General features: G+C 63.6%; 24 protein-coding genes and 2 tRNA genes. 16 read left to right on the forward strand and 10 right to left on the reverse strand.

Features of this window, described 5'->3' with window-relative positions; all coding sequences use genetic code 11:
- Positions 1-46: 46 nt before the first annotated feature.
- The 13 genes from K426_RS20665 to K426_RS20720 all read left to right on the forward strand — a co-directional run bounded on the left by K426_RS20665 (position 47) and on the right by K426_RS20720 (position 12,750).
- The gene (locus tag K426_RS20665; protein WP_066561018.1) at positions 47-2,170 is read left to right on the forward strand and encodes a sodium-translocating pyrophosphatase; all 2,124 of its coding nucleotides are present in this window, start codon (positions 47-49) and stop codon (positions 2,168-2,170) included.
- A gap of 230 nt (positions 2,171-2,400) precedes the next feature.
- Positions 2,401-3,081, forward strand: a complete 681-nt coding sequence (locus K426_RS20670; RefSeq protein ID WP_145907445.1) for a DUF2490 domain-containing protein — start codon at positions 2,401-2,403, stop codon at positions 3,079-3,081.
- Between the two features lie 86 nt (positions 3,082-3,167).
- The gene (locus K426_RS20675; protein WP_066561020.1) at positions 3,168-4,292 is read left to right on the forward strand and encodes an 8-amino-7-oxononanoate synthase; all 1,125 of its coding nucleotides are present in this window, start codon (positions 3,168-3,170) and stop codon (positions 4,290-4,292) included.
- Positions 4,289-4,903 (forward strand): dethiobiotin synthase, encoded by a 615-nt coding sequence (gene bioD / locus K426_RS20680; RefSeq protein ID WP_066561021.1) that lies wholly within the window; start codon positions 4,289-4,291, stop codon positions 4,901-4,903. The genes K426_RS20675 and bioD overlap by 4 nt, the downstream gene beginning before the upstream one ends.
- Before the next feature lie 182 nt (positions 4,904-5,085).
- Positions 5,086-7,131: a M13 family metallopeptidase gene (locus tag K426_RS20685; RefSeq protein WP_066561024.1), complete on the forward strand. Its 2,046-nt coding sequence runs from the start codon at positions 5,086-5,088 to the stop codon at positions 7,129-7,131.
- Between the two features lie 216 nt (positions 7,132-7,347).
- Positions 7,348-7,758 (forward strand): DUF4168 domain-containing protein, encoded by a 411-nt coding sequence (locus tag K426_RS20690; protein WP_066561030.1) that lies wholly within the window; start codon positions 7,348-7,350, stop codon positions 7,756-7,758.
- Between the two features lie 44 nt (positions 7,759-7,802).
- Positions 7,803-9,092, forward strand: coding sequence for an adenosylmethionine--8-amino-7-oxononanoate transaminase (locus tag K426_RS20695; protein WP_066561033.1), 1,290 nt, complete (start codon positions 7,803-7,805; stop codon positions 9,090-9,092).
- A 59-nt stretch (positions 9,093-9,151) separates the two neighbouring features.
- The gene (infA, locus tag K426_RS20700; RefSeq protein WP_003049127.1) at positions 9,152-9,370 is read left to right on the forward strand and encodes a translation initiation factor IF-1; all 219 of its coding nucleotides are present in this window, start codon (positions 9,152-9,154) and stop codon (positions 9,368-9,370) included.
- Between the two features lie 12 nt (positions 9,371-9,382).
- Positions 9,383-9,955 (forward strand): Maf family protein, encoded by a 573-nt coding sequence (locus K426_RS20705; RefSeq protein ID WP_066561036.1) that lies wholly within the window; start codon positions 9,383-9,385, stop codon positions 9,953-9,955.
- Between the two features lie 5 nt (positions 9,956-9,960).
- Positions 9,961-10,950 (forward strand): ribonuclease, encoded by a 990-nt coding sequence (locus K426_RS20710; protein ID WP_066561038.1) that lies wholly within the window; start codon positions 9,961-9,963, stop codon positions 10,948-10,950.
- Positions 10,940-11,134 carry a DNA gyrase inhibitor YacG gene (locus K426_RS30480; protein ID WP_082748736.1) on the forward strand — a complete coding sequence of 65 codons (195 nt, stop codon included), beginning with the start codon at positions 10,940-10,942 and terminating at the stop codon, positions 11,132-11,134. The genes K426_RS20710 and K426_RS30480 overlap by 11 nt, the downstream gene beginning before the upstream one ends.
- Positions 11,135-11,185: 51 nt before the next feature.
- Positions 11,186-11,261 (forward strand) — tRNA-Phe (locus K426_RS20715).
- 292 nt (positions 11,262-11,553) lie between these two features.
- On the forward strand, positions 11,554-12,750 hold the full coding sequence (locus K426_RS20720) for a tyrosine-type recombinase/integrase (RefSeq protein WP_066562090.1): 1,197 nt from the start codon (positions 11,554-11,556) through the stop codon (positions 12,748-12,750).
- Positions 12,751-12,762: 12 nt separating this feature from the next.
- Here the strand turns inward: K426_RS20720 and K426_RS32870 are convergent, their stop codons facing one another.
- A complete protein-coding gene (locus tag K426_RS32870) occupies positions 12,763-12,996 on the reverse strand; it encodes a helix-turn-helix domain-containing protein (protein WP_066561042.1) in 234 nt (77 codons plus the stop codon).
- A gap of 100 nt (positions 12,997-13,096) precedes the next feature.
- Between K426_RS32870 and K426_RS20730 the strand changes: the two genes are divergently transcribed.
- Positions 13,097-13,351: a hypothetical protein gene (locus K426_RS20730; RefSeq protein WP_145907448.1), complete on the forward strand. Its 255-nt coding sequence runs from the start codon at positions 13,097-13,099 to the stop codon at positions 13,349-13,351.
- A 397-nt stretch (positions 13,352-13,748) separates the two neighbouring features.
- On the opposite strand, the gene K426_RS20735 is transcribed toward K426_RS20730, so the two are convergent.
- Positions 13,749-13,840, reverse strand: a tRNA-Ser gene (locus tag K426_RS20735).
- A 230-nt stretch (positions 13,841-14,070) separates the two neighbouring features.
- Here K426_RS20735 and K426_RS20740 point away from each other — a divergent pair.
- Positions 14,071-14,883, forward strand: coding sequence for a DUF1134 domain-containing protein (locus K426_RS20740; RefSeq protein WP_066561048.1), 813 nt, complete (start codon positions 14,071-14,073; stop codon positions 14,881-14,883).
- A 4-nt stretch (positions 14,884-14,887) separates the two neighbouring features.
- Here the strand turns inward: K426_RS20740 and dinB are convergent, their stop codons facing one another.
- From dinB to K426_RS20755, 3 genes are all read right to left on the reverse strand, one after another.
- A complete protein-coding gene (dinB, locus tag K426_RS20745) occupies positions 14,888-15,970 on the reverse strand; it encodes a DNA polymerase IV (RefSeq protein ID WP_066561058.1) in 1,083 nt (360 codons plus the stop codon).
- Positions 15,971-16,042: 72 nt separating this feature from the next.
- On the reverse strand, positions 16,043-16,567 hold the full coding sequence (locus K426_RS20750; RefSeq protein WP_066561060.1) for a YceD family protein: 525 nt from the start codon (positions 16,565-16,567) through the stop codon (positions 16,043-16,045).
- Positions 16,564-17,079, reverse strand: a complete 516-nt coding sequence (locus K426_RS20755; RefSeq protein WP_066562093.1) for a ubiquinol-cytochrome C chaperone family protein — start codon at positions 17,077-17,079, stop codon at positions 16,564-16,566. Before K426_RS20755 ends, K426_RS20750 begins: the two co-directional genes overlap by 4 nt.
- Before the next feature lie 88 nt (positions 17,080-17,167).
- Here K426_RS20755 and K426_RS20760 point away from each other — a divergent pair, with 88 nt between their 5' ends.
- Positions 17,168-17,737, forward strand: a complete 570-nt coding sequence (locus K426_RS20760; RefSeq protein WP_066562092.1) for an outer membrane protein assembly factor BamE — start codon at positions 17,168-17,170, stop codon at positions 17,735-17,737.
- A 39-nt stretch (positions 17,738-17,776) separates the two neighbouring features.
- Here the strand turns inward: K426_RS20760 and K426_RS20765 are convergent, their stop codons facing one another.
- From K426_RS20765 to K426_RS20785, 5 genes are read right to left on the reverse strand one after another with little or no spacing between them, the layout of a single operon-like run.
- Positions 17,777-18,691, reverse strand: a complete 915-nt coding sequence (locus K426_RS20765) for an NAD-dependent epimerase/dehydratase family protein (RefSeq protein WP_066561062.1) — start codon at positions 18,689-18,691, stop codon at positions 17,777-17,779.
- Positions 18,688-19,671, reverse strand: a complete 984-nt coding sequence (locus tag K426_RS20770) for an ATP-grasp domain-containing protein (protein ID WP_066561064.1) — start codon at positions 19,669-19,671, stop codon at positions 18,688-18,690. Before K426_RS20770 ends, K426_RS20765 begins: the two co-directional genes overlap by 4 nt.
- Complete coding sequence (locus K426_RS20775; protein WP_237229852.1) at positions 19,668-20,369, reverse strand: metallophosphoesterase family protein; 702 nt, start codon at positions 20,367-20,369, stop codon at positions 19,668-19,670. The genes K426_RS20770 and K426_RS20775 overlap by 4 nt, the downstream gene beginning before the upstream one ends.
- 5 nt (positions 20,370-20,374) lie before the next feature.
- Entirely contained in the window at positions 20,375-21,511 is a 1,137-nt protein-coding gene (locus K426_RS20780; protein ID WP_066561069.1) for a glycosyltransferase family 4 protein, read from the reverse strand.
- A gap of 1 nt (position 21,512) precedes the next feature.
- Positions 21,513-22,370: a sulfotransferase domain-containing protein gene (locus tag K426_RS20785; protein ID WP_237229853.1), complete on the reverse strand. Its 858-nt coding sequence runs from the start codon at positions 22,368-22,370 to the stop codon at positions 21,513-21,515.
- Between the last annotated feature and the right edge of the window lie 2 nt (positions 22,371-22,372).

The raw sequence follows: 22,372 nt of genomic DNA on the forward strand, positions 1-22,372 counted from the left end.
CTGCGGAGTGGCCGATGACAGGCATAACAGGGGGAGAGGAACATTCATGCAGATTGTCACAATTGCCATAGGGTGCGGCCTGCTGGCCGTGCTCTACGGCCTGTTCACCAGTCGACAGGTGCTGGCGGCATCCGCCGGCAATGAAACCATGCAACAGATTGCGGGCGCGATTCAGGAAGGCGCGAAGGCCTATCTCAGCCGTCAATATATGACGATCGGCATGGTCGGCGTCGTCGTCGCGGGGCTGGTCCTCTTCTTCCTGGGCGCGACGTCAGCGATAGGATTTTTGATCGGCGCGATCCTTTCGGGCTCGGCAGGCTTCATCGGCATGAACATCTCGGTCCGTGCCAATGTCCGCACCGCCGAAGCCGCCCGCACGTCCTTGCAAAGCGGCCTGACGGTGGCTTTCCGGGCGGGCGCGATCACCGGCATGCTGGTGGCGGGGCTGGCGCTGCTCGCGATCAGCCTGTTCTTCTGGTATCTGACCGGACCTGCGGGGCATGCGCCCGACGACCGGCTGGTGATCGACTCTCTGGTGGCCCTGGCCTTTGGCGCCAGCCTCATTTCCATCTTCGCGCGTCTGGGCGGCGGCATCTTCACCAAGGCGGCGGACGTCGGCGCGGATCTTGTCGGCAAGGTCGAGGCGGGCATTCCGGAGGATGACCCCCGCAACCCCGCCGTGATCGCAGACAATGTCGGCGACAATGTCGGCGACTGCGCGGGCATGGCGGCCGACCTGTTCGAAACCTATGTGGTGACGGTCGGCGCGACCATGGTGCTGACCGCGCTGTTGGTGAAGGGCGTCGACAATGCGTTCCTGATGCAGCTCATGTCGCTGCCGCTGATCGTCGGCGGCGTGTGCATCATCACCTCGATCATCGGCACCTATATGGTGCGGCTGGGGGCGAGCCAGTCGATCATGGGCGCGCTTTACAAGGGTTTCTGGACCACGGCGATCCTGTCGATCCCGGCGCTCTACGCGGTCACTCAATATACGCTGGGCGATCTCAATGCCCGCTTCGGCACCGATCTGGACGGGTCGGGCGGATATACCGGCATGGCGCTGTTCTGGTCGATGATGGTCGGCCTTGCGGTGACGGGCCTGATCGTCTGGATCACCGAATATTATACCGGCACCAACTACCGCCCGGTGCGCAGCATCGCCCGCGCCTCGGAAACCGGCCACGGCACCAATGTCATCCAGGGCTTGGCCGTCAGCCTGGAGGCGACCGCGCTGCCGACGCTGGTGATCGTGGCCGGCATCATCGTCGCCCATCAGCTTGCGGGCCTGATCGGCATCGCCTTTGCGGCGACGGCCATGCTGGCGCTGGCGGGCATGGTCGTGGCGCTCGACGCCTATGGCCCGGTCACCGACAATGCCGGCGGCATCGCGGAAATGGCGCATATGGACGACAGCGTCCGGGTCAAGACCGACGCGCTCGACGCGGTGGGCAACACCACAAAGGCGGTGACCAAGGGCTATGCCATCGGCTCTGCGGGCCTCGCCGCGCTGGTGCTGTTCGGCGCCTATACGGAGGATCTGAAATTCTACAACTCGGCGCTTGGCCTGACCGAGCCGGTCGATTTCAGCCTGTCCAACCCTTATGTCATCGTTGGCCTGCTGCTTGGCGCGCTGCTGCCCTATCTGTTCGGCGCGATGGGCATGACTGCCGTGGGTCGAGCAGCCGGTGACGTGGTGAAAGACGTGCGCGACCAGTTCGCCACCAACAAGGGCATTATGGAGGGCACGTCGCGGCCCGATTACGCCCGCACCGTGGACCTTGTCACTCGCGCCGCGATCAAGGAGATGATCATCCCCAGCCTGCTGCCGGTGCTGGCGCCGATCGTCGTCTATTTCGCGATCTCGGCGGTGGCGGGCACGCCCAACGGCTTCGCGGCCTTGGGCGCGCTGCTGCTGGGCGTGATCGTCTCGGGCCTGTTCGTCGCCATTTCGATGACCTCGGGCGGCGGCGCCTGGGATAACGCCAAGAAGTTCATCGAAGACGGCAATCATGGCGGCAAGGGCAGCGAAGCCCATAAGGCGGCCGTGACGGGCGACACGGTAGGCGATCCCTACAAGGATACGGCGGGGCCTGCCGTCAATCCGATGATCAAGATCACCAATATCGTCGCCCTGCTGTTGTTGGCTGCGCTCGCGCACGGCGCGTAACTCGCCGCTTGAAAAGGGAAAGACGGGACGATGGCTCCGCCCTGCAAAGTGGCGGGGCCGTTATTTTGCGGGAAGCAGGATGCGGTGCTGAAGGCTCTTCGGCGACGGCACGGCCTTTGGGTCAAGGAGATAGAAATGTCACAAATTAGAAATGATATAGTCACAAGATTGTAACGTAATAGTCATAGTTGGCCCCCGTTCGCCAGGATGGCGAGAGGAGAATCACAATCATGCGACTGACCTGCAAACTGCTGCCTGCGCTCGCCCTGCTGGCCGCTCCGGCCGTGGCGCACGCCAGCGAGGATGAACAGCTCTGGACCGCCGCCAGCGCGACCGTGAAGCTGAGCGATCATTGGCGCTTTTCGCAAGAGGTCATCGCCCGGTTCAGCGATGATCGCGACGGGCTGTACGAGGTCGAAATGAATTCGCTGATCGGCTACAAGGTCAGCAAGAAAGTCACGGTCTGGGCCGGCTATACCCATGACCCGCAATATAATGGCGGCAACTTCACGGTGATGGAGCATCGCGGGCGCCAGCAGGTGACCTTCGACAATATCGTCAAGATCGGCCCCGGTCAGCTCAGCGCGCGCCTGCGGCTGGAGGAACGCTGGCGCGAGGGGGTGGACGGCACCGCCTGGCGGCTGCGCCCCTATGTCAAATATGTGCTGCCGTTCAGGGAAGGCGGCAAGACCGCGCTGCTGTTGAGCCATGAAAGCTTCATCGATCTCAACACCACCAATTTCCAGCGGGTCGAGGGCGAGGAGCGGATGCGCAACCTGATCGCCATCACCACCCCGATCGCGAAGAATGTGAATGCGGAGATCGGCTATCTCCACCAGCACGGCTTCCGCCCGCATGCCGATGATCCCAACGACAATGTCGCTTCCTTCTCGTTGAGCTTCTCCTTCTAAAATTCCTCCCCATCCGTCGACGGGAGAATTGATTCTCCCGTCGACCGGCTTGCCCGGCCCGCCCCTGCGGGCCTATACGCCGCGCCATGACCAGCGAACCTTTCCGTTCCCAACTGGCGGCGTTAGAAAAGCGGGGCCGCCTGCGCCGCCTGATGCCGCGCGCCGGGCGGGACTTTGCCTCCAATGATTATCTCGGCCTCGCCTCCGACCCGATCATCGCGCAGGCCGTGGCCGACGCCGTGGCGCGGGGCGTGCCGGTGGGTTCGGGCGGATCGCGGCTGCTGCGCGGCAATGCGCCCGAACATGAAGGGCTGGAGGCCAAGGCCGCCGATTTCTTCAAGACGCAAGGCGCGCTGTTCATGGCAAACGGCTTCGCCGCCAATCTGGCGCTGTTTTCCACCCTGCCGCAGCGGGGCGACCTGATCGTCGCGGACGAGCTGATCCATGCCAGCGTCCATGACGGCATCCGCATGTCAAAGGCTGTGGCCGTCTTCGCCCGCCATAATGATGTGCAGAGCTTTGCCGACCTGATCGCCGCCTGGCGGCAGGAAGGCGGCAAGGGCCGCGTCTGGATCGCCGTGGAAACGCTCTATTCCATGGATGGGGACATGGCGCCGCTCAGCGATCTGGCGGTGCTGGCGGCAAAGCATGAGGCCATGCTGATCCTGGACGAAGCGCATGGCACCGGCGTTTTCGGGCCGTCGGGGCGGGGTCTGTCGGCGGGTCTGGACGGGCTGCACAATGTCGTGACCTTGCACACCTGTGGCAAGGCGATGGGGGTGGAGGGCGCGCTGATCTGCGGGCCGCGCCTGCTGATCGACTATCTGATCAACCGGGCGCGCGCCTTCATCTTCTCCACCGCGCCCTCGCCATTGATGGCGGTTGCGGTTTCGGCCGCGCTCGACCGGATCGAGCAGGCGAGCGACCTGCGCGACCGTTTGAAGACGCTGCGGGTCGACGCCGGCGAAGCGATTTGCGCGCCGCTCGGCCTGCCCGCGCCGCGCAGCCAGATCATCCCGGTCATTTTGGGCGAGGATCGCCGGGCCATGGCCGCCGCCGCCGCCTTGCAGCAGGCTGGGTTCGACGTGCGCGGCATCCGCCCGCCGACCGTGCCGCCGGGGACCAGCCGCCTGCGGATTTCGCTCACCCTGAATGTCGGCCGCGCCGACATTGCTGCGCTGGGCGAGGCGTTGCGCAAGGTAGTGACATGAGCGTCTTCATCGTCACCGGCACGGATACCGACATCGGCAAGACCGTCTTCGCGGCGGGCCTAGCCGGGGCGCTGGGCGCTTATTATTGGAAGCCGGTCCAGGCGGGCATCGACCCCCAAGGCGACAAGGAGCGGGTCGCCGCGCTTTCCGGCCTGCCCGCGTCGCGCATCCTGCCTGAAGCCTATCGCCTGACCACACCCGCCTCCCCCCACCTGGCGGCGCGGATCGACGGGGTGGAGATCGGCCTCGACCGGCTGGCCTTGCCGCAAGTGGACGGTCCGCTGGTGGTGGAGGGCGCGGGCGGACTGATGGTGCCGGTCAGCGAGACGCTGTTGATGATCGACCTGTTCGCTCATTGGCGCGCGCCGGTCATCCTCTGTGCGCGGACAGGGCTGGGCACGATCAACCATAGCTTGCTTAGCATCGAGGCGTTGCGGGCGCGGGGCATTTCGATAGCGGGGATCGCCTTCATCGGTGAGCCGAATGAAGAGAATGAGCGGATCATTCCGGAACTGGGGAGGGTATCCAGCCTGGGACGGTTGCCATATCTCGATCCGCTGGATGCTGCGACGCTGAAAACGGCTTTTGCGGCATCCGTCACCTTGCCTTAAGGCGCCTCATCCTCTTGCCTTTGCAGCGGCATGATATCCTCTGAGGGAAACAGCCTCCCAAACCCGCAAGCGTCGAAGATTTTTCGACAAACGACATGGACATCCCCGTCTTCGAACGCTCAACTCCCGGCCATCATGGGTGCGTCCACGCGCCCTGACCAGATGAAGCAAGGGAAGCTTTGATGAAATATCTCCTCCTCGGCGCGGCGGCAGTTGCGCTGGTTGCAGGCGCGTCCGTCGCCCAAACCGATCCGGCAAAGTCCGATCCGGTAAAGTCCGATCCGGCAATGAAACCCACTTATGGCAGCTATGGCTTCGACAGCGCTGGCATGGACAAGTCGGTGAAGCCCGGCGACGATTTCTACGATCATGCCAACGGCACCTGGACGAAGAACACGCCGATCCCCGCCGACAAGTCCAATTATGGCGCCTTTAACACGCTGGACGACCTGTCCCGCGAGCGGACCAAGGGCATTCTCGACGCGGCGCAGAACGACCCGAACAGCAAGATCGGAGCCGCCTATGCCAGCTATCTTGACGCCGCCACGGTCGAAGCCAGGGGGCTGAACCCCGCCAAGTCCTGGATCACGAAGATCAAGGCGGTGAAGGACAAGGCATCCTATGCAAAGCTGACCGCCGAAGCCGCGCGCGCAGGGATTGACGGCCCCTTCGGCTTCTACGTCAATCAGGACGACAAGGACCCGGAAACCTACATCCTTGTCCTGCACCAGTCAGGCCTCGGCCTGCCCGACCGCGATTTCTATCTGGAGCCCGATGCGAAGATGGCGGCGATCCGCACCGCCTATGTCGCGCATCTGGAAAAGATGCTGACGCTCGCTGGTGAAGCGGACGCCAAGGCCCGCGCCGCCGCGCTGATGGCCTTCGAGACGGAGGTCGCCAGGGTCCACTGGACCCAGGTCGACAGCCGCGACGCCGACAAGACCTATAACAAGATGACGCTGGCGGAATTGCAGAAGGCCGCGCCGGGCTTTGATTTCACCGCCTATTTCGCCGCCAACAAGCTCCATCCCAAGGATGTTCTGGTGTCGCAACCAAGCGCCGTCACTGGGGAGGCTACGTTGATCGCCAAGACGCCCGTCGGCGTGCTGAAGGACGCGCTGCTGCTGCGCACGCTGCACAGCTTTGCCGACCAACTGCCGGACGCGGTCGCCAATGAGAATTTCGCTTTCTACGGCACCGCCCTGTCAGGCACGCCGGAACGTGAGGCCCGCTGGAAACGCGCCGTGGATTTCCTGAAGGGTTCTATGGGCGAGGAAGTCGGCAAAGCCTATGTCGCCAAATATTTCCCGCCCGAAACCAAGGCGGCGATGGATCAGCTCGTCAAGAATGTGATCGCCGCCATGGGCCGCCGCATCGATGGCCTCACATGGATGAGCGACGCCGCCAAGGCCCGCGCCCATAAGAAGCTGGCCGCCTTCACGCCGAAGATCGGCTATCCCGACAAATGGCGCGACTATACGGGCCTGACCGTCAAACGCGACGACCTGTTCGGCAATGCCCTGCGGTCGAACCAGTTTGAGTTCGACTATCAGATGGGCAAGCTCGGCAAGCCGATCTATCGCTGGGAATGGGGCATGACGCCGATGGAGATCAACGCCTATGCCAATTTCGGCATGGTGGAGATCGTGTTCCCCGCCGCCATATTGCAGCCGCCCTTTTTCGATCCCCATGCCGATCCGGCGGTCAATTATGGCGGCATCGGCGCGGTGATCGGCCATGAACTCAGCCATCATTTCGACGATCAGGGCGCGAAATATGACGAGACGGGCAAGCTCAACCAATGGTGGAGCGACCAGGACGTCGCCAATTTCAAGGCGCTGACCGACAAGCTGGTCAAGCAATATGACGCCTATGAACCCTTCCCCGGCGCGCATGTGAAGGGCGCCTTCACCCTGGGCGAGAATATCGGTGACCTCGCCGGAGTCGCCGTGGCGCTCGACGCCTATCACGCCTCGCTGGGCGGCAAGCCCGCGCCGGTGATCGACGGCACGACCGGCGACCAGCGCTTCTTCCTGGGTTGGGCGCAGGTGTGGCGGCGCAATTATCGCGAGCCCAATTTGCGCCAGCGCCTCGTCACCGATCCGCATTCGCCATCGCAATATCGCGCCGACACGGTGCGCAATTTCGACCAATGGTATTCGGCCTTCAAGCCGGAAGCGGGCGGCAAGATATTTCTTGCGCCGCAAGATCGGGTGAAGATCTGGTGAGAATCAGAAGGAGCCGGACGAGAGAATCCGGCTCCTTTTTCATTCCGGAAAAGCAATGAATTTTCGCGACGGCGAAACGTTTGAGTCATGCGATTAACTGCATTTTATCTGTTGACCGTCTCTTAAATGCAACATTTGGTCGGATGGCTCTTTTCTCCTGACAACCTCTTCCACAGCTTGGCGTTCAAACCATAGGTAAAGTTGAGGAGAAGCAATTTGTCGGGTTTGAATAATATCTTTCTGAAGGCCGGTATGGCGTCGATCGCGCTGGCCGCTGCCGCTCCGGTTCTGGCTCAGGGTGCCGCTGCCCCCGCCGCGCCCGCCCAGTCGGCGCCTGCCGCTCCAGCGGCTGGTGCCAGTAATTTCTCGGACGCCGATATCAAGCAGTTCGCCGCCGCCGCCGTCGAGGTGACGAAGATCCAGCAGGACAGCTCGATCGCCGCCGCCGACAAGCAGCCCAAAATGCTGGCGGCGCTCCAGGCGTCGGGCATCCCGCCGGAAAAATTCAACCAGATCGGCCAGGCCGCTGCCGCTGATCCGGCGCTCCAGCAGAAGATTCAGGCTGCCGCTCCAACGTCCTCGGCTGCGGACGCGAGCGCTGCTCCGGCTACCCCGCCCGCTCAATAAGCGCGGCATTGCACAGAGGGAGGTCATCGGCCTAAGCAACGGCCATGACCTCTCCTGTCTGGCACCCCTTTTTCCAGCACGGCCTGAACGAGCCGATCCCCCATGTCGACCGGGCGGAGGGGGCTTTGCTGCATCTGGCCGACGGCGGCACGCTGATCGACGGCATCTCAAGCTGGTGGGTGACGACCCACGGCCATTGCCATCCCCGGATCTCGGCGGCCATTGCCGAACAGGCGGGGAAGCTCGATCAGCTCATCTTCGCTGGCTACACCCATGAACCGGCGGAAGAGGTTGCGCGCGGACTGGTCGATCTCGCGCCCCGCGCGGCGGATCGCGATCCGCTGGCCCATGTTTTCTTCTCCGACAGCGGCTCCACGGCGGTCGAAGTCGCGCTCAAAATGGCGCTCGGCTATTGGCACAATCTGGCGCTGGATGGCCTCTCCGAACCGCGCCACCGCATCCTCGTGCTCCAGCACAGCTATCATGGCGATACTATCGGCACCATGTCGGTGGGCGAGCGCGGCGTCTACAACGCCGCCTGGTCGCCACTGCTGTTCGATGTGGAGACCATCCCCTTTCCCGCCCCCGGCGCGGAACAGGCGACCCTCGACGCGCTTGAAGCCGCCTGCGCGCAAAAGCCCGCCGCCTTCATTGTCGAGCCGCTGATCCTGGGCGCGGGAGGAATGCTGATCTACCCCGCCTCTGTCCTGCGCGAGATGGCGGCGATCTGCGCCCGTCACGACGTCCTCTTCATCGCGGACGAGGTGATGACCGGCTGGGGCCGCACTGGAACCCTCTTCGCCTGCGAGCAGGCGGGCGTGGTGCCGGACATCATGGCCGTGGCGAAGGGCATTACCGGCGGCACGATTCCCCTCGCCGTGACCCTCGCGACATCGCGCATCTTCGAAGCGCACAAGTCGACGGACCGCGCCCGGCTTTTCTACCATTCGAGCAGCTACACCGCCAACGCCATCGCTTGCGCCGCCGCCGCCGCCAACCTCGCCATCTGGCGCGAGGAGGATGTGCTTGGCCGTATCGCTGCTCTGGCCCAGGGCATGGCGGAGCGACTCGAAAAATTGGCAGGCCATCCCGCCTTCGCCAACTCGCGCCGGATCGGCGCCATCGCCGCGATCGACCTGATCGCGCCTGACGCCGGCTATCTTTCCGACCTCGCGCCGCGCCTGCGTGCCTTTGCGCATGAAAACGGCCTCTTGCTGCGGCCGCTCGGGAACACCATCTATCTCATGCCGCCCTATTGCCTTGACGCGGATCAGCTCGATCACGTCTTTGCGGTCCTTCAAAAAGCCGGTGATGCGTTCGGCGTTTCAGCCTGACTTTCTTTTTCAGCATTTTGGCGCTATGGCGGCGCGATTTTTCGGTTTCCCAGGATATTATGGCAAAAGAAGAACTGCTTGAAATGCGCGGACAGGTTGTGGAGCTTCTCCCCAACGCCATGTTTCGCGTACGGCTTGAAAATGATCACGAGATCCTCGGCCACACTGCCGGCAAGATGCGCAAGAACCGCATCCGCGTGCTGGTGGGCGACGAAGTCCTGGTCGAACTGACTCCCTACGACCTGACCAAGGGTCGGATCACTTACCGCTTCAAATAAGCCGCTGTTCTGATGCGGCTCATTCTTGCTTCGGCTTCTCCCAGACGGCGTGACCTTCTGGGCCAGATCGGCGTGTCTCCCGACGCGGTGGACCCCGCCGACCTTGACGAAACACCCGTGAAAGGCGAACTCCCCTCTGCCTATGCCGCCCGCGTCGCCGCAGACAAGGGCGCCTTGGTCGCTGCACGCCATCCCGGCGCGCTGGTCCTTTCAGGCGATACGGTGGTTGCCGCAGGCCGCCGCATCCTGCCCAAGACAGAGAGCGAAGCGGAAGCACGGGAGTGCCTCCGCATCCTCTCCGGCCGCCGTCATCGCGTGCTGAGCGCGGTCACCCTCATCGACGCGGAGGGCAGGGCGCGCCATCGCCTCTCGACCAATATCGTCACTTTCAAACGCCTCGATCGCGCCGAGATCGACGCCTATATCGCCAGCCAGGAATGGCACGGCAAGGCGGGGGGCTATGCGATCCAGGGTCGCGCCGCCGGCCTTATCCGCGCCATCCAGGGCAGCCATAGCGCGATCATGGGCCTGCCCCTTTACGAAACCCGCGCGCTGCTCAAGGCAGCGGGCTATCCACTGGACTGACCGACATGGCCGAATGGCTCTATGAAGAAGGCATTGGCGAGGCCCGCGCCGCGCTGATCGAAAAGGGCCGGCTGGTCGAAGCGCAGATCGAACGCGAGGGTGACGCCGCCCGCGCCGGCTCGGTGATGCAGGGCAAGCTGATCCGCACCGTCATCCCGAAGAAACGGGGCATCGCTCGCCTGATCTCCGGCGAGGAAGTGCTGGTCGAACCCATCCCGCCGAAAATCGCGGAGGGCGCCACCGTCCTGCTCGAAATCCTGCGCGAAGCCATACCGGAAGAGGGCCGCGCCAAGCTCGCCAAGGCGCGCATCGCCCAGCCCGGCTCCAAGGCTCATCCCGCCCCCAGCCTGCTCCAGCGCCTGCGCGCCACCGGCATTCCGGTCGTGCCCTGCCCGGCGCATGAGGAAGACCGCTTCGAAGCCCATGGCTGGAGCGAACTGATGGAAGAGGCGATCTCCGGCGATATCGGAACGGAGGAAGCGGCGCTGCGCATCTTCCCCACGCCCGCCATGATCCTGATCGACGTCGACGGCTCGATGCCACCCGCCAAGCTGGGCCCCAAGGGCGCGAAACTGGCGGCGCAGGCGATCCGTCGCATGGGCCTGACCGGCTCGATCGGCATCGATCTGCCGACGATGAACAACAAGGACGAGCGCGCCGTCGCTTCGGCGCAGATCGACAAATATCTGCCGCTTCCCTTTGAGCGCACGGCGGTCAACGGCTTCGGTTTCGTCCAGATCATCCGCCGCCGCGAGCGCATGAACCTGATGGAACTGCTCCGCGCCGATCCCGTTGAGACGGCGGCGCTGGCGCTGCTGCGCCGTGCCGAACGCCACGGCAATGGCGGCGCGGCGACGATCACCGCTGCCCCTGCGATCATCGACCGATTGCACAAGGCGACCGACTGGATCGAAACGCTCGCCCGCCGCCGTGGCGGCGCGATCAGCTTGAAGGCGGACGCAACCCTCGCCATATCGGCTGGCCATGTCGCATAAATCCTCTTCCTGCCCGGTCTGCGGCCAGCCCTCGCATCCCGAAACCCGCCCTTTCTGCGGAAAAGCCTGCCGCGACCGCGACCTGTTGCAATGGCTGGGCGAGGGCTATCGCGTCCCCGGCTCACCCGCTTCGGACGAGATGAAAAAAAGTGACGATGATGGGCTAGACAGCACCCCGAACTGATGCCTATAGGCACGCCTCACGAAACGGCCCGCGGTTCTCGCCGGGATCCGTGCCCGGGTAGCTCAGTTGGTAGAGCATGCGACTGAAAATCGCAGTGTCGGCGGTTCGACTCCGTCCCCGGGCACCATTATTTCCCAGTAAAAACAGTAACTTACCGCAAGTCTCGCTCTTTGATTGGGCTGGGGCTAAGCTAGCACAGTGCTAGCACGCGGCTTTTCAACGCTTCAGCAATATCAAGAAGTTAACTTTCTGCGGCTTATGCCGGAAGGGGCTGATCTAGCACATTTCAAGCACAGCCAGCACAGTCCGCAAACCGGCCTGCGCTATGATTTTGGGGCACGTTACGCATGGAAATGAGCCGGGTCGCCGGGAAAGAGCCTTATTCGATATTTCAACGACCAGGCAGCGTAGTCTGGTGGGTGCGGTTCAGCATCCGGGGCGAAGGCCAGATCAGGAAATCCCTGGGCACGTCTGACGAAGCCGAGGCGCAGCGCAAGGCAGCGAAGCTCTGGCATGAGGCGCAGTATCGAAAAGAGAACGGGCTACGCGCCGTCCAGCGCACGTTTCGGACCGTGGCTGAAGAATTTTGCGATCATATGGATCGTCTCTCTGAGCGCGGCGAGGTTCGGCATGATCGTGGCGACCGAATCAGGCCGTTGGTGGAACGCTATTTCGTCCCCTTCTTCGACAAGAAGCCCATCGACGCGATCACGGACGCCGACGCGATTCGCTATATGGAATGGCGTAAGACGTTCTGGACGACTGGCCCCGGCAAGGATCAGACGCATATCGAATATATCCGGGCTGGAAAGAGGGTGAGGCGACCGGCAACGGAAATGCGCCGCGTCCCCAGCCTGAGCAGCCAGCGGGGTGAAGCTGTCGTGCTGCGGCAACTTTTCCGGCAGGCGGCGAAGTGGGGCTATATCAACCAGAGCCAGATACCGGATGTGGACACGCCGCGCGTGCCACCATCGCCCCGGCCCAGCTATTCGTCAGGCGAAATGGACAGGCTGCTCAAGCTTGCCCAAAAGCGGATGCACGATCAGCAGGTCAATGAGGAAGTCCGCCGCGACCGGAGGATTCTCTACGCTTATATCACCATCGCGTGCTGTACCGGGATGCGTCCCACCGAGTTGCGAAATCTGAACTGGGGCGATCTGCTCGGCTATCGCGAAGGCTTGGGCAAGCGGTTGGGTGATCGCGACATTCGAATCAGGGCGCGGGGGAAAGGCAAGTCTCGTGAGTTCATTCCGTTGGAATATGGCCTAGGCGAGTTCGACCGGCTGTGGCGCATGTGGAAATCCCATCATGACGATAATGAGCCGACCGACGGCGATCCGGTGTTTGCTGCGCCGGATGGTCGGCGGCTGACCTCAATCAACAAAAGCCTTAACGCATTGCTGGAAGCAGCCGGATTGAAAGAGGATCATTGCGGCAAGAAGCGCGATGCCTACAGCTTCCGGCATTTCTATATTTCCCAGCAGCTACGCGCCGGGGTGGATGTGTTTGTGCTGGCGCGCAACACCGGCACCAGCCCCGACATGATCGACAAATTTTATGGGCAGGTCAGCGTCGAGCAGTTCAAAGATGCGCTACGACCCGACTGGATTGCATAATCATGGATGGCCTCATTCCATCAATAATCCGAGTTTGACATCCAACGCCTTTGCGATCTTCTCCACGACATCCAGAGACGGGTTGCGTTTCCCGCTTTCGATTTCGCTTATGTAACTGCGCTTCACATCTGCTTCGAAGGCAAGCTGTTCCTGGGTCCAACCTTTTTGCGTTCGAACCCCATATGCGGCAGTCCAACCTTCCGATGGAGTGACGGCAGGTACCTCGAGCGAGAATGCGCAAAGCACATTTGATTCGAATCGTTCAGTCTCCGAATCAAAATCCCTGCTCGATGTAAGGCCCCATACTGGGTTGGCGAATGCGAATGCCGATCAAAGGAAGATTCTTGTGATCGCACTACTCGCTATTTCGGTGGTTTTGTTCTTGATCTTCATTCGGTTGGGTTCAGCGCTGGATTACAGCCGCTCGATGATGATCCTCCCGCTCTCGGAGGTGCCCAATCCCAACGCTTTTCTGCCTTTTCAAAAAGCGACGTATAGCTGGGGTATTGTGGCAAGATATGGCCCTCTGGGCGTTGTGCTCGGGCTCGTTGTGCCGATTACGCTGAGCTTCACCGCGCTTTTTGTTAAGCGGGCGAACTGACTATCAGGACGACGGTTAAGCGGCGGTGCCGAATGTCGCGTTGAATAGGTCGCGCTAATCCCGCCGTTTGTAAAAGGCGTGTGTCAGGAAAAAAGCACACCTTTTGGATAGTCCTTCGAAAAAATCCCAAAAATTCTGCGAGACATCATGAACCCCCGTCCCCCATTGCCGAATCTAAATCCCCCTCCCGGGGGCCTCTAGAAACAAGAATCCCTTCTAGTCCGCTCCGGCGCAGTAGTCCCTTCCCTGCATTGGCGACCAATCACAGATAGGCAAAGGAAGTCAAAGAAGGCTGGACTCGTGGCATCGAACTTTCCGGGTCAGTGTGGGGCCAAATGTGGGGCTTTAAGATCGGGGAACAAAAAATGCCCCGATCTCAAGTGGATAGGGGAAAAGGTGGCGGAGACGGAGGGATTCGAACCCTCGGTAGCCCCTTAAGGCTACGACGGTTTAGCAAACCGCTGGTTTCAGCCACTCACCCACGTCTCCGCACGAATTTGCCCACCGGATGAGGTGAGCAGTGGCTAGATGTCGGCCTATAGCGGCGGCTTTCATGCATGGCAACGGTCCGCAGCGGAGAAAAATCGCGCTTATTTCGAAAAGAGGATTCGGACTGGCGCGGAATCGACTCGGGTCGCCGTTCGTTCATTGTCGTTTCAGCTTGTTCCCCGATAATCTGAAATATGGTTGAAGTGCGGGTTCTTTGGGGAGTAGCGGGCATGATCGGGATTTTGGGGCGGGTATCGGCCCGCGCAGCGCGGGCGGGCGCTCTGGCGGTCGCGCTGGCGGGCATGACGCTGGCGCCGGTCGCCGCACAGGCGCAAGTGCGCACCGTCGATCCCAACAGCGCCATCGATTCCGACCTGGCGCCCGTGCCGCAGCAGAACAGCACGCCCAGCGATCCGGGCATCGATCCCGACGTCCAGTCGGGCAGCAGCGCGCCCGCCGACAGCGGCGCGCCCTATAATCCGCCCCCGGCCGCTTCAGACTCCACGGCGACCGGCGCGCCAGTGACGGCCAACTCTCCCCCCGCGGCGATCGCTCCCGGCGATTCCTATCAGCAGGACGACCTGATCGGCGCGGCCGAGGGAGTGTTCGGCAAGGGCGCGGCAGGGCTGGCCGGCATCATCGAGAAGATCCTGAAGGATCAGGGCCGGCCCAATGCCTATATTGCCGGGCGCGAGGCGTCGGGCGCGTTCGTCGTCGGCCTGCGCTATGGTTCGGGCACGCTCAATCACAAGATCGAGGGCAAGCGCGAGGTCTATTGGACCGGCCCGTCCATCGGCTTCGACGTGGGCGGCAATGCGGCCAATACCTTCGTGCTCGTTTACAATCTCTACGATACCCAGGAACTTTATCACCGCTTCCCGGCAGCCGAGGGCACGGCCTATCTGGTGGGCGGCTTCACCGCCAGCTATCTGCGCTGGGGCAGCGTGGTGCTGATCCCGATCCGGCTGGGCGTGGGTTACCGGCTGGGCGTCAACGCCGGTTACATGAAGTTCACCGAGAAGCGGAACTGGCTGCCCTTCTGAACCGTCAGAGCAGGAGGCGGAGCTGTTCGCCCGCCTCCCCGTCCGGTTCCTCCTGATCGAGATTGTGGACGCCCAGACCCAATAGCCGCGCCCCCATGCGTAGCGGCAATTGGGCGCGCAGCAGCGCCCGGCCCGTCTCCGCCAATATGTCGGGCGAGCGCACCGGGCCGCCGAAGCTTTTCGACCGCGTGATGATCCTGAAATCCGCGAACTTGACCTTGAGCACGACCGTCCGGCCATAGGCGCCGCTCTTTTCGATGCGGCTCCAGAGGTTGACTGCGATCCTGTCGATTTCCGTGATCAGCGCGTCCTCGGTCGTCAGATCGTCGAAGAAAGTATCCTCGACGCTGACCGATTTGCGTTCCTGCCGTTCGTGCACGGGGCGGTCGTCCTCGCCCCGCGAGGCGCGATAATAATAATGGGCGGCGCTGCCGAAATGATGCTGGAGGAAGGCCAGATTGCGAGCGCGCAAATCCGCGCCGGTTTCTATGCCGAGCGCCTGCATCCGCTTCGCCGTGACCGGCCCCACGCCATGGATGCGCCGCACCGGCATGTTCGCGATGAAGGCCGCCCCTTCCTCCGGCCGGACGACGCAGATGCCGTCGGGCTTGTTCTGGTCGGACGCCAGCTTGGCGATCAGCTTGTTATAGGACACTCCAGCCGAAGCGGTGAGCCCGGTTTCCTCCCGGATCAGGCGGCGGATTTCCTCCGCTATGCGCGTGGCCGAAGCGATGCCCGGCTTGTTCAGCGTGACGTCGAGATAGGCTTCGTCCAGCGAAAGCGGCTGGATGATGTCAGTGAAGCGCGAGAAAATCTCCCGCACCTGCGCCGAAACAGCGCGATAGACCTCGAAACGGGGGCGGACGAACAGCAGGTCGGGGCAGAGCCGCCGCGCCCTGGCGCCGGGCATGGCGGAGCGGACGCCATATTTGCGCGCTTCATAGCTGGCCGTCGCGACTACGCCGCGCGGACCGCCGCCGCCGACCGCCAGCGGCTTGCCGCGAAGGCTGGGATCGTCACGCTGCTCGACCGACGCGTAAAAGGCATCCATGTCGATATGGATGATCTTGCGCGGCGGGACTTCCATGGTCCGCGCTTATGCCACAGGGCGGAACGGAAGGGAAACGGAAGCCGCTCCTCAGCACCGCCCGCGCCAACCTCATTTCTTGTCCTTGAGCGACAGCAGCGCGGCGAAGGGACTGGCTTGCTCCTCGCTCAGCACGCCCGCTTCGCGCAGGATGCTGTCAGCTTTAGGCGAGCGCGGGTAGGGCGTCATGGCCAGCGCCACCGTCTCGGCAACCGCTTCGCCCATGTCGATGACCAGGCCGTCGAAACCTATTGTGTCGCAATCCTCCGCGTCCAGTTCCAGCTCGTCCGCTTCGGGCACCTCTGCGCCTTCCTTGACGAAGCGCAGGAGGAAATCGGTATCCACCTTTTCAGGCACCGCCACGCTGGTCGCGACGCAGGGCTGGGCCAGCGCGGCACGCACCCTCCCCTTGGCGAAGATAGCGCCATTTTCTTCGCTCAACGCATAATCCGCCTCCAGCCGGTCGAGAGCGAGCAGATGGAAGCGCTTGGCCAACGCCTCGCGTTCGGCGGCGTCGGCGGTGATGGTCACCGGCTGCGCATGGCGGGCAAGCTGATCGATTCGGACAGGCCGCGAAAATTCGGGAACAGCGTTCATCCAAGGTCTCCCGCCGTCAGGGCATCGCGGCTGAGGCAGCCGAGCCTGACCCAGCGCGAGCGCAGATGCGATTCGACATGAGCCAGCGCATCGGCGGACGGCGCCTCGCCACGATAGAGATTGCGCGCGATCGCTTCGCTGAGTTCCGCTTCGCCCGACAGCGCCGCGCGATAGGCCGCAAGACGCCCGCCCAGCGCGCTCACCATGCGGCCGATATGCTTGCCCACGACGACATCGCCAATGCCCTCCTGCCGGAGCTGGCCGTCCATATCGTCCACGAACAGCTCGGTCAGCCAGACGCTTTCCTGGCGTCCGCCCTGCGCCTCCAGCCGCATCAACGCTTGCGCGAGGATGGCGACGATCATGTCGAACCGCCCGTCCATCGTGTCGGGAACCTGCCCCTCCACATACCAATGGGGCTGCCGACCTTCCGCGACGATGGCGTTATAAAGGGTACGCATCGCGTCCTTGGGGTCGCTCTGTGCGAACAGACGCTGAAAGATGCTGGGCATGACTGTGACTGTTTCCTGGCTGAACCGAACGGCGGCCCCTTGCCGAGGCCCGCGCATTTCCATATTGATCGCCCGGCCGCCCGATGCAATGGCGGCTTTGTTTTTCGGCAAGGTCCGGGGCGTGCCCCCGCAGGAGAAGTTCATGCGCCAGTTCAGCCGCCAATCCCGCACCGGGCGGATTTTGCTTGGCGCAGGCCTTTGCGCGCTGCTTCTGGGCGCGTCGGGCTGCACCCGCATCCGCACCCATCAGGGCTATCAGGTCGACAAGCTGCTGGTCGATTCGGTGCAGCCGGGCATCGACAACCGCGCATCGGTGGAAGGAACGCTGGGCCGGCCGAGCTTTACCGCGCAGTTCGGTGACCAGGACTGGTATTATGTGTCGCGGGACATGCGCTCGCTCGCTTTTTCAAACCCCAAGCCGGTGTCGCAGACCGTGCTGCACGTCCGCTTCGATGCGGCCGGCAATGTCGTGGCTGTGGACCGCATGGGACTGGAGCAAGTCGCGAAGATTTCCCCTGCGGGCGACAAGACGCCGACGCTGGGCCGCCATCGCAGCCTGTTCGATGAGATTTTCGGCAATATCGGCGCGGTCGGCGCCGGCGGCATGGGCGGCGGTGGCGGCGGCAGCAACACCGGCGGCGGCCCGAACGGTAGCTGAAGGGCAGTATAGCATGTCATCCCGGCGGACGTTGGGGTTTCATCCTGCCCTATCACCTGAGATCCTTTGCATCGACGCCTTGAGCATCGTTGCAACGCCCTGCTCCAAGGGCATCGGAGAATAGCCCAACGCCTTCAACCGGTGGATATTGAGGGCAGGAAATCCGCAATCTTCCCTCGCTCCGGCCTCATGCACCACCGATACGCCACTGCGCTCTGCCAACAATTGCGCCAGTTCCGCGATAGTGGTGCATACGCCGCTCCCGACATTGAACGGCCCGGCCCTGTCGCTGGCCAGCAACAGCAGCATCGCCTTCGCCACATCCTCGACATGGACGAGGTCCGAACCGAACGCTCCCGTGCCATGGATGCGGATCGGCCCGCCATTGGCTGCGGCTTGCGCCATAGCGCCAAGCGCGCCGCTCTGCTGACCCGGCCCATAGACCGAAGCCAATCGCAGCGTCTGGAGCAGGACGTCCTCCCCCCGGCAGCGCTCCGCAGCATAGATTTCCTGGCCGACCTTCGAACCGAGATAATAGCCCCTGCTGCGCGGAAAGAGCGGCGCATGCTCATCCGGCGGCTCGGTGGCCGGGGCATAGGCATTGGCGCTGCTCGCCTGCATGATCCGCCCCACGCCCGCCCGCAGCGCTGCATCGACCAGTTTGAGCGTAGCAAGCACATTGATCCGCCAGCAGCGCTCCGCTTCGGCCGGATCGCGATGGTCGGAGGGAATATGCGCGGCAAGATGGACCAGCGCCGTGCAACCGCCCAGCCCCGCGCTCTCGACAGCCGAAAGGTCGAGAAAAGCCCATTCATCCACCGGATCAGCGTCAGGCGGACGGCGACGGGCTAGGTGGCGGATGCGCCAGCCTTTTCGGCGCGCGGCCACCGCGAAATGACGGCCGACAAAGCCCGAACCGCCGGTCAGGGCCAGCAAGGGAGCGTCGCCGCTCATTGCACCGCGTCGATGCGCTCCTGCGGCACGAACATCTCGTCCAGATAGCGCAGGATCACCCCCGACCGCACCGGCGGCTGCACGATCGGCGTGCCATGGAGCAGTTTCCGCACGCACATCTCCACCTCGTTGAAGCCCGCCATGGCGCGCAGCGGCGTCGTGCCGGAAAAGCGGGCATTGATTTCGAACACGCGGGGAGTTCCATCGGGATCGGTGCGGAACTGGAAATTGGCGGGACCATAGGGTTGCAGCGCCCGGCCGAGCGCCCGCACCTGTTCGTTCAATTCGGGATAGTCGGCGGCATAGGCGCGATAGGTGTTTCCGTCGCGCAGGTCGCGGCGCATCACGATCGACGCCTGCACCTCGCCATCGAAGACGAGCGTGCTGGCGGTGAACTCGCAATCGGGGTCGCCGACGCATTGCTGAATGACGAGACCGCTACGCCCTTCCCGCGCCAGCGCCAGTTCGGCGCGATCATGGACGAGCGATACGCCGACCGATCGGGCGCCGATGCGCGGCTTGACCACCAGCGGAAAGCCGACATGGGCGATCAGCGCCTCTACCGCTTCCTCATCCTCGGCGGCGGCCGAAGCGGGGTGAGGCAGGCCCACGCTCGCGAAGAAGCGCGCGGTTTCCAGCTTGTCGTCGGCAATGGCGACGACGCGGGGATCGCTGACCAGCACATGCGTCCCGAACAGCGCCTCCAGCCGGTGCCGTTCCGCCGCGAACCAGGACAGCTCGACATCGGTGCCGACCAGCACGGCATCGGGCCGCTCCCGGTCCAGCAACTGATGGATTCGGTCGCCAAAGGCCGGGTCATTGGCGAAGGGCAGACGATAGGCGCCGTCCGCCCAATAAAGGCCCGCTGACAGCGGATTGGGATCGGCCGCGATCACGCTGCACCCCAATGTCGATTGCCGCAGCGACTTGATGATGCCCTGCCCCAGGACCGCGCCCGCGCCGGTGACGAGAATCTTCATGCGAAGAATCGGCAGAGCCGCTCCTGCGTGGGCGCGGACAGGGTGGTGGCGCGGATGGCGTGCATCTGGTCCTCCGGATCGAAATCGATGTCGCGGCTTTCGATGGTCACAAAATCTCCCCTGATTTCGATCATCGCCCATTTCGGCGTCCGGTCCCGGTCGTCGCGGGGCTGACCGAGCGAGGCGAGGGTGAAGATGGTGGCGGCGTCGCAATCATAGCGGCGATGCCGGTGAACATGGCCGAACAGGCCGTAGCGAAAGCCGCGCACCGCCACCATCGCGGCGGCTTCCTCCGCCTCCTGCGCCGAACGGATATAGCGCCAGTCGCCAAAGTCGAAGGGATTGGCATGAGCAGCGAACAGCGGCCCCTGCGACCAGCTATCCCGCCAGTCGAATGCCTTCATGCAGCCGGGAGGAATATGGGCGTCGGTCCAGTCGATGCTCTCGCGCAGCCAGTCGGGCAGGTCGGCGCGAACGGCCTCCGCCGCGGGCGATTCCTGGTAGAGCAGGTCGTGATTGCCCCGGACCAGGACCGCGCCGTCACGCGCCGCCGCGCCCTGCACCAGTTCCAGCGTCTCCAGCGGCTGCACGCCATAGGTGAGGAGATCGCCCAGGATCAGCATCCGGTCGAATCCTTCCCGCCGCGCAGCGGTAAGGGCCAGTTGCAGCGAATCGCTGGCGGCATGGATATCGGTCAATGCCGCTATTCGCATGGCGAGATGGGCCGGGTCAGCGGGGAAGCGCGAAGGGGAGCGCGACGCGCATCGATCAGCTCCTGATAGAGGGAGAGGTGGGCCGTAGCGCAGTTTTCGATGGAAAAACGCCGGGCGGCTTGGAGAGCGCCCTGCGACAGCGCGGCATAATGAGCATCGTCGCAGAGCGTCTCCAGGATCGCCTCCGCCAGCGCGGCGGGATCGGAGGGCGGGACAAGCTGGCCGTTGACGCCCGGCATGACCATTTCGCGATTGCCCGCCACCGCCGTCGCGACGATCGGCAGGCCGCTCATCGCCGCCTCGATCATCGCAATCGGAAAGCCTTCCCAGAGCGAGCAGTTCACGAACAGGTCCGCCTGCCGCATCAGCGCATCAATATCGTCTCGCACACCCAGCAGTTCGACTGGCTCTCCCACGGCCTGCGCCCGAAGCTGGTCGAACTGGGGGCCCGCACCCGCGATGCAGATGCGGGCCGTGCGCCCCTGGGCCGTCAGCGCGTCGGACAATGGGCGGGCGGCGCGGAGCAGGGTCGGATAGTCCTTTTGTTCCGACACCGTCCCGACGGCGAGGATCATCGGATCATGTCCGGCGGCAGAGCGGGGCTGTTGCGTCTGGAAACGGGCGCTGGCCGCGTTCAGGATCATGCGGATGGGCTTGCGCGCATGGCCGCGCAACAGCGCCTCGCACTGATCGCTGATCGCGACATAGCTGTCGACAATGCGGTCGAAGAGGGCAAACGCCGCCGGAGGGAAGGAAAGGCGGCTGTTATGATGGGTCAGCACCACCGGCACGCCGGGCATGGCAAGCGCGAGAGGAAACAGTGCGCGGGCCGTATGGGCATGGATCACATCGGGCCGGATCGATCGCAGCGCCCGGCGCAGAGCCAGCGCTCCCGCCAGCCAGTTGTTGCGGTTGACGAGGTTGAGGGAAAAGGCCTTCGCGCCACTCTGCCGAATGCGCGCCATCATCGCCGTTTCGATGCCGGGCGCATTGCCGACCTGCGCCGCATCGCTGAGCGAAATGACGGTCGCTTCGTGCCCCGCCCCGGCAAAGGCTTCCGCCAGATTGCAGACCAGCATTTCGGCGCCGCCCGATGTGAAGCTGGTGATGATCGAACAGATGCGCATGTTAGCGGGTCAGGTCGACACCGGTGGCGGCCAGCAGGGCAAGGGCGCGGGGCGACAGGTCGGAACGGCACCGCTCCAGCACCAGATCGGCCTGATCGGGGTTCAGCCACTCACCAAAGGCGCCCGCCTTGCCGCTGCGCATGCGCAGGCTCTGGTCGTCATTGCGGTCATAATCATGGCCGGGAATGCCGCCGCCGCGTTCCTTGTCGCGCATCCGGTCGAACTGGGCGGCGGCGACGGCGCGGGCAAGGATATCGCCCTCAGGCTCGACGCCCAGAAAGGCGAGGATGCCCGCAACGGTGGCGAGCGGCTCGCTAAGCAGATGCTCATAGCTGATCAGATGATGGGGCCGTCCCTCCAGCCCCGCCGACCAGCCGTTCAGATAGCCGGTCAGCGACGCCATTCCATATTTGGGTTCGTCCAGAAAGGCGGCCATATCGCCGGAGAAGCTCTTTTTATGGCGGGTCGCGTGGAAATAGGCGGACACGATCACGTCGCGGGGATCGCGGACCAGGAACAGCACCGGCCGGTCGAGGAACAGGCGATCACGATAGGGCAGATGGCTGACCAGGATCAACGGCAGCGCCGCAGCGCCGCTTCGTCCGACAAAGGCGTCGATGCCGCGCACCGGATCGCGGTCGAAATTGGGCAGGACGCGGAAGGTGCTGGTGAGATCGGGCGCGAATCCCAGCCGGGCGCTCTCCGCGAAATAGCAGGAGAGCAGATAACGCAGCCAGGTGCGCCCGCTCTTGGGATAGGACACCAGGAAGGCGTCGGCCCGCGCGGCGGCCAGGCGGAGATGCGGTTCATCCCGCAACCGCCGCCGCATCGCCCGCGCAAAGCCCTTCAACGACATCATGT

Origin of the sequence: Sphingobium sp. TKS, from assembly GCF_001563265.1 — a bacterium.
Classification (GTDB): Bacteria; Pseudomonadota; Alphaproteobacteria; order Sphingomonadales; family Sphingomonadaceae; genus Sphingobium.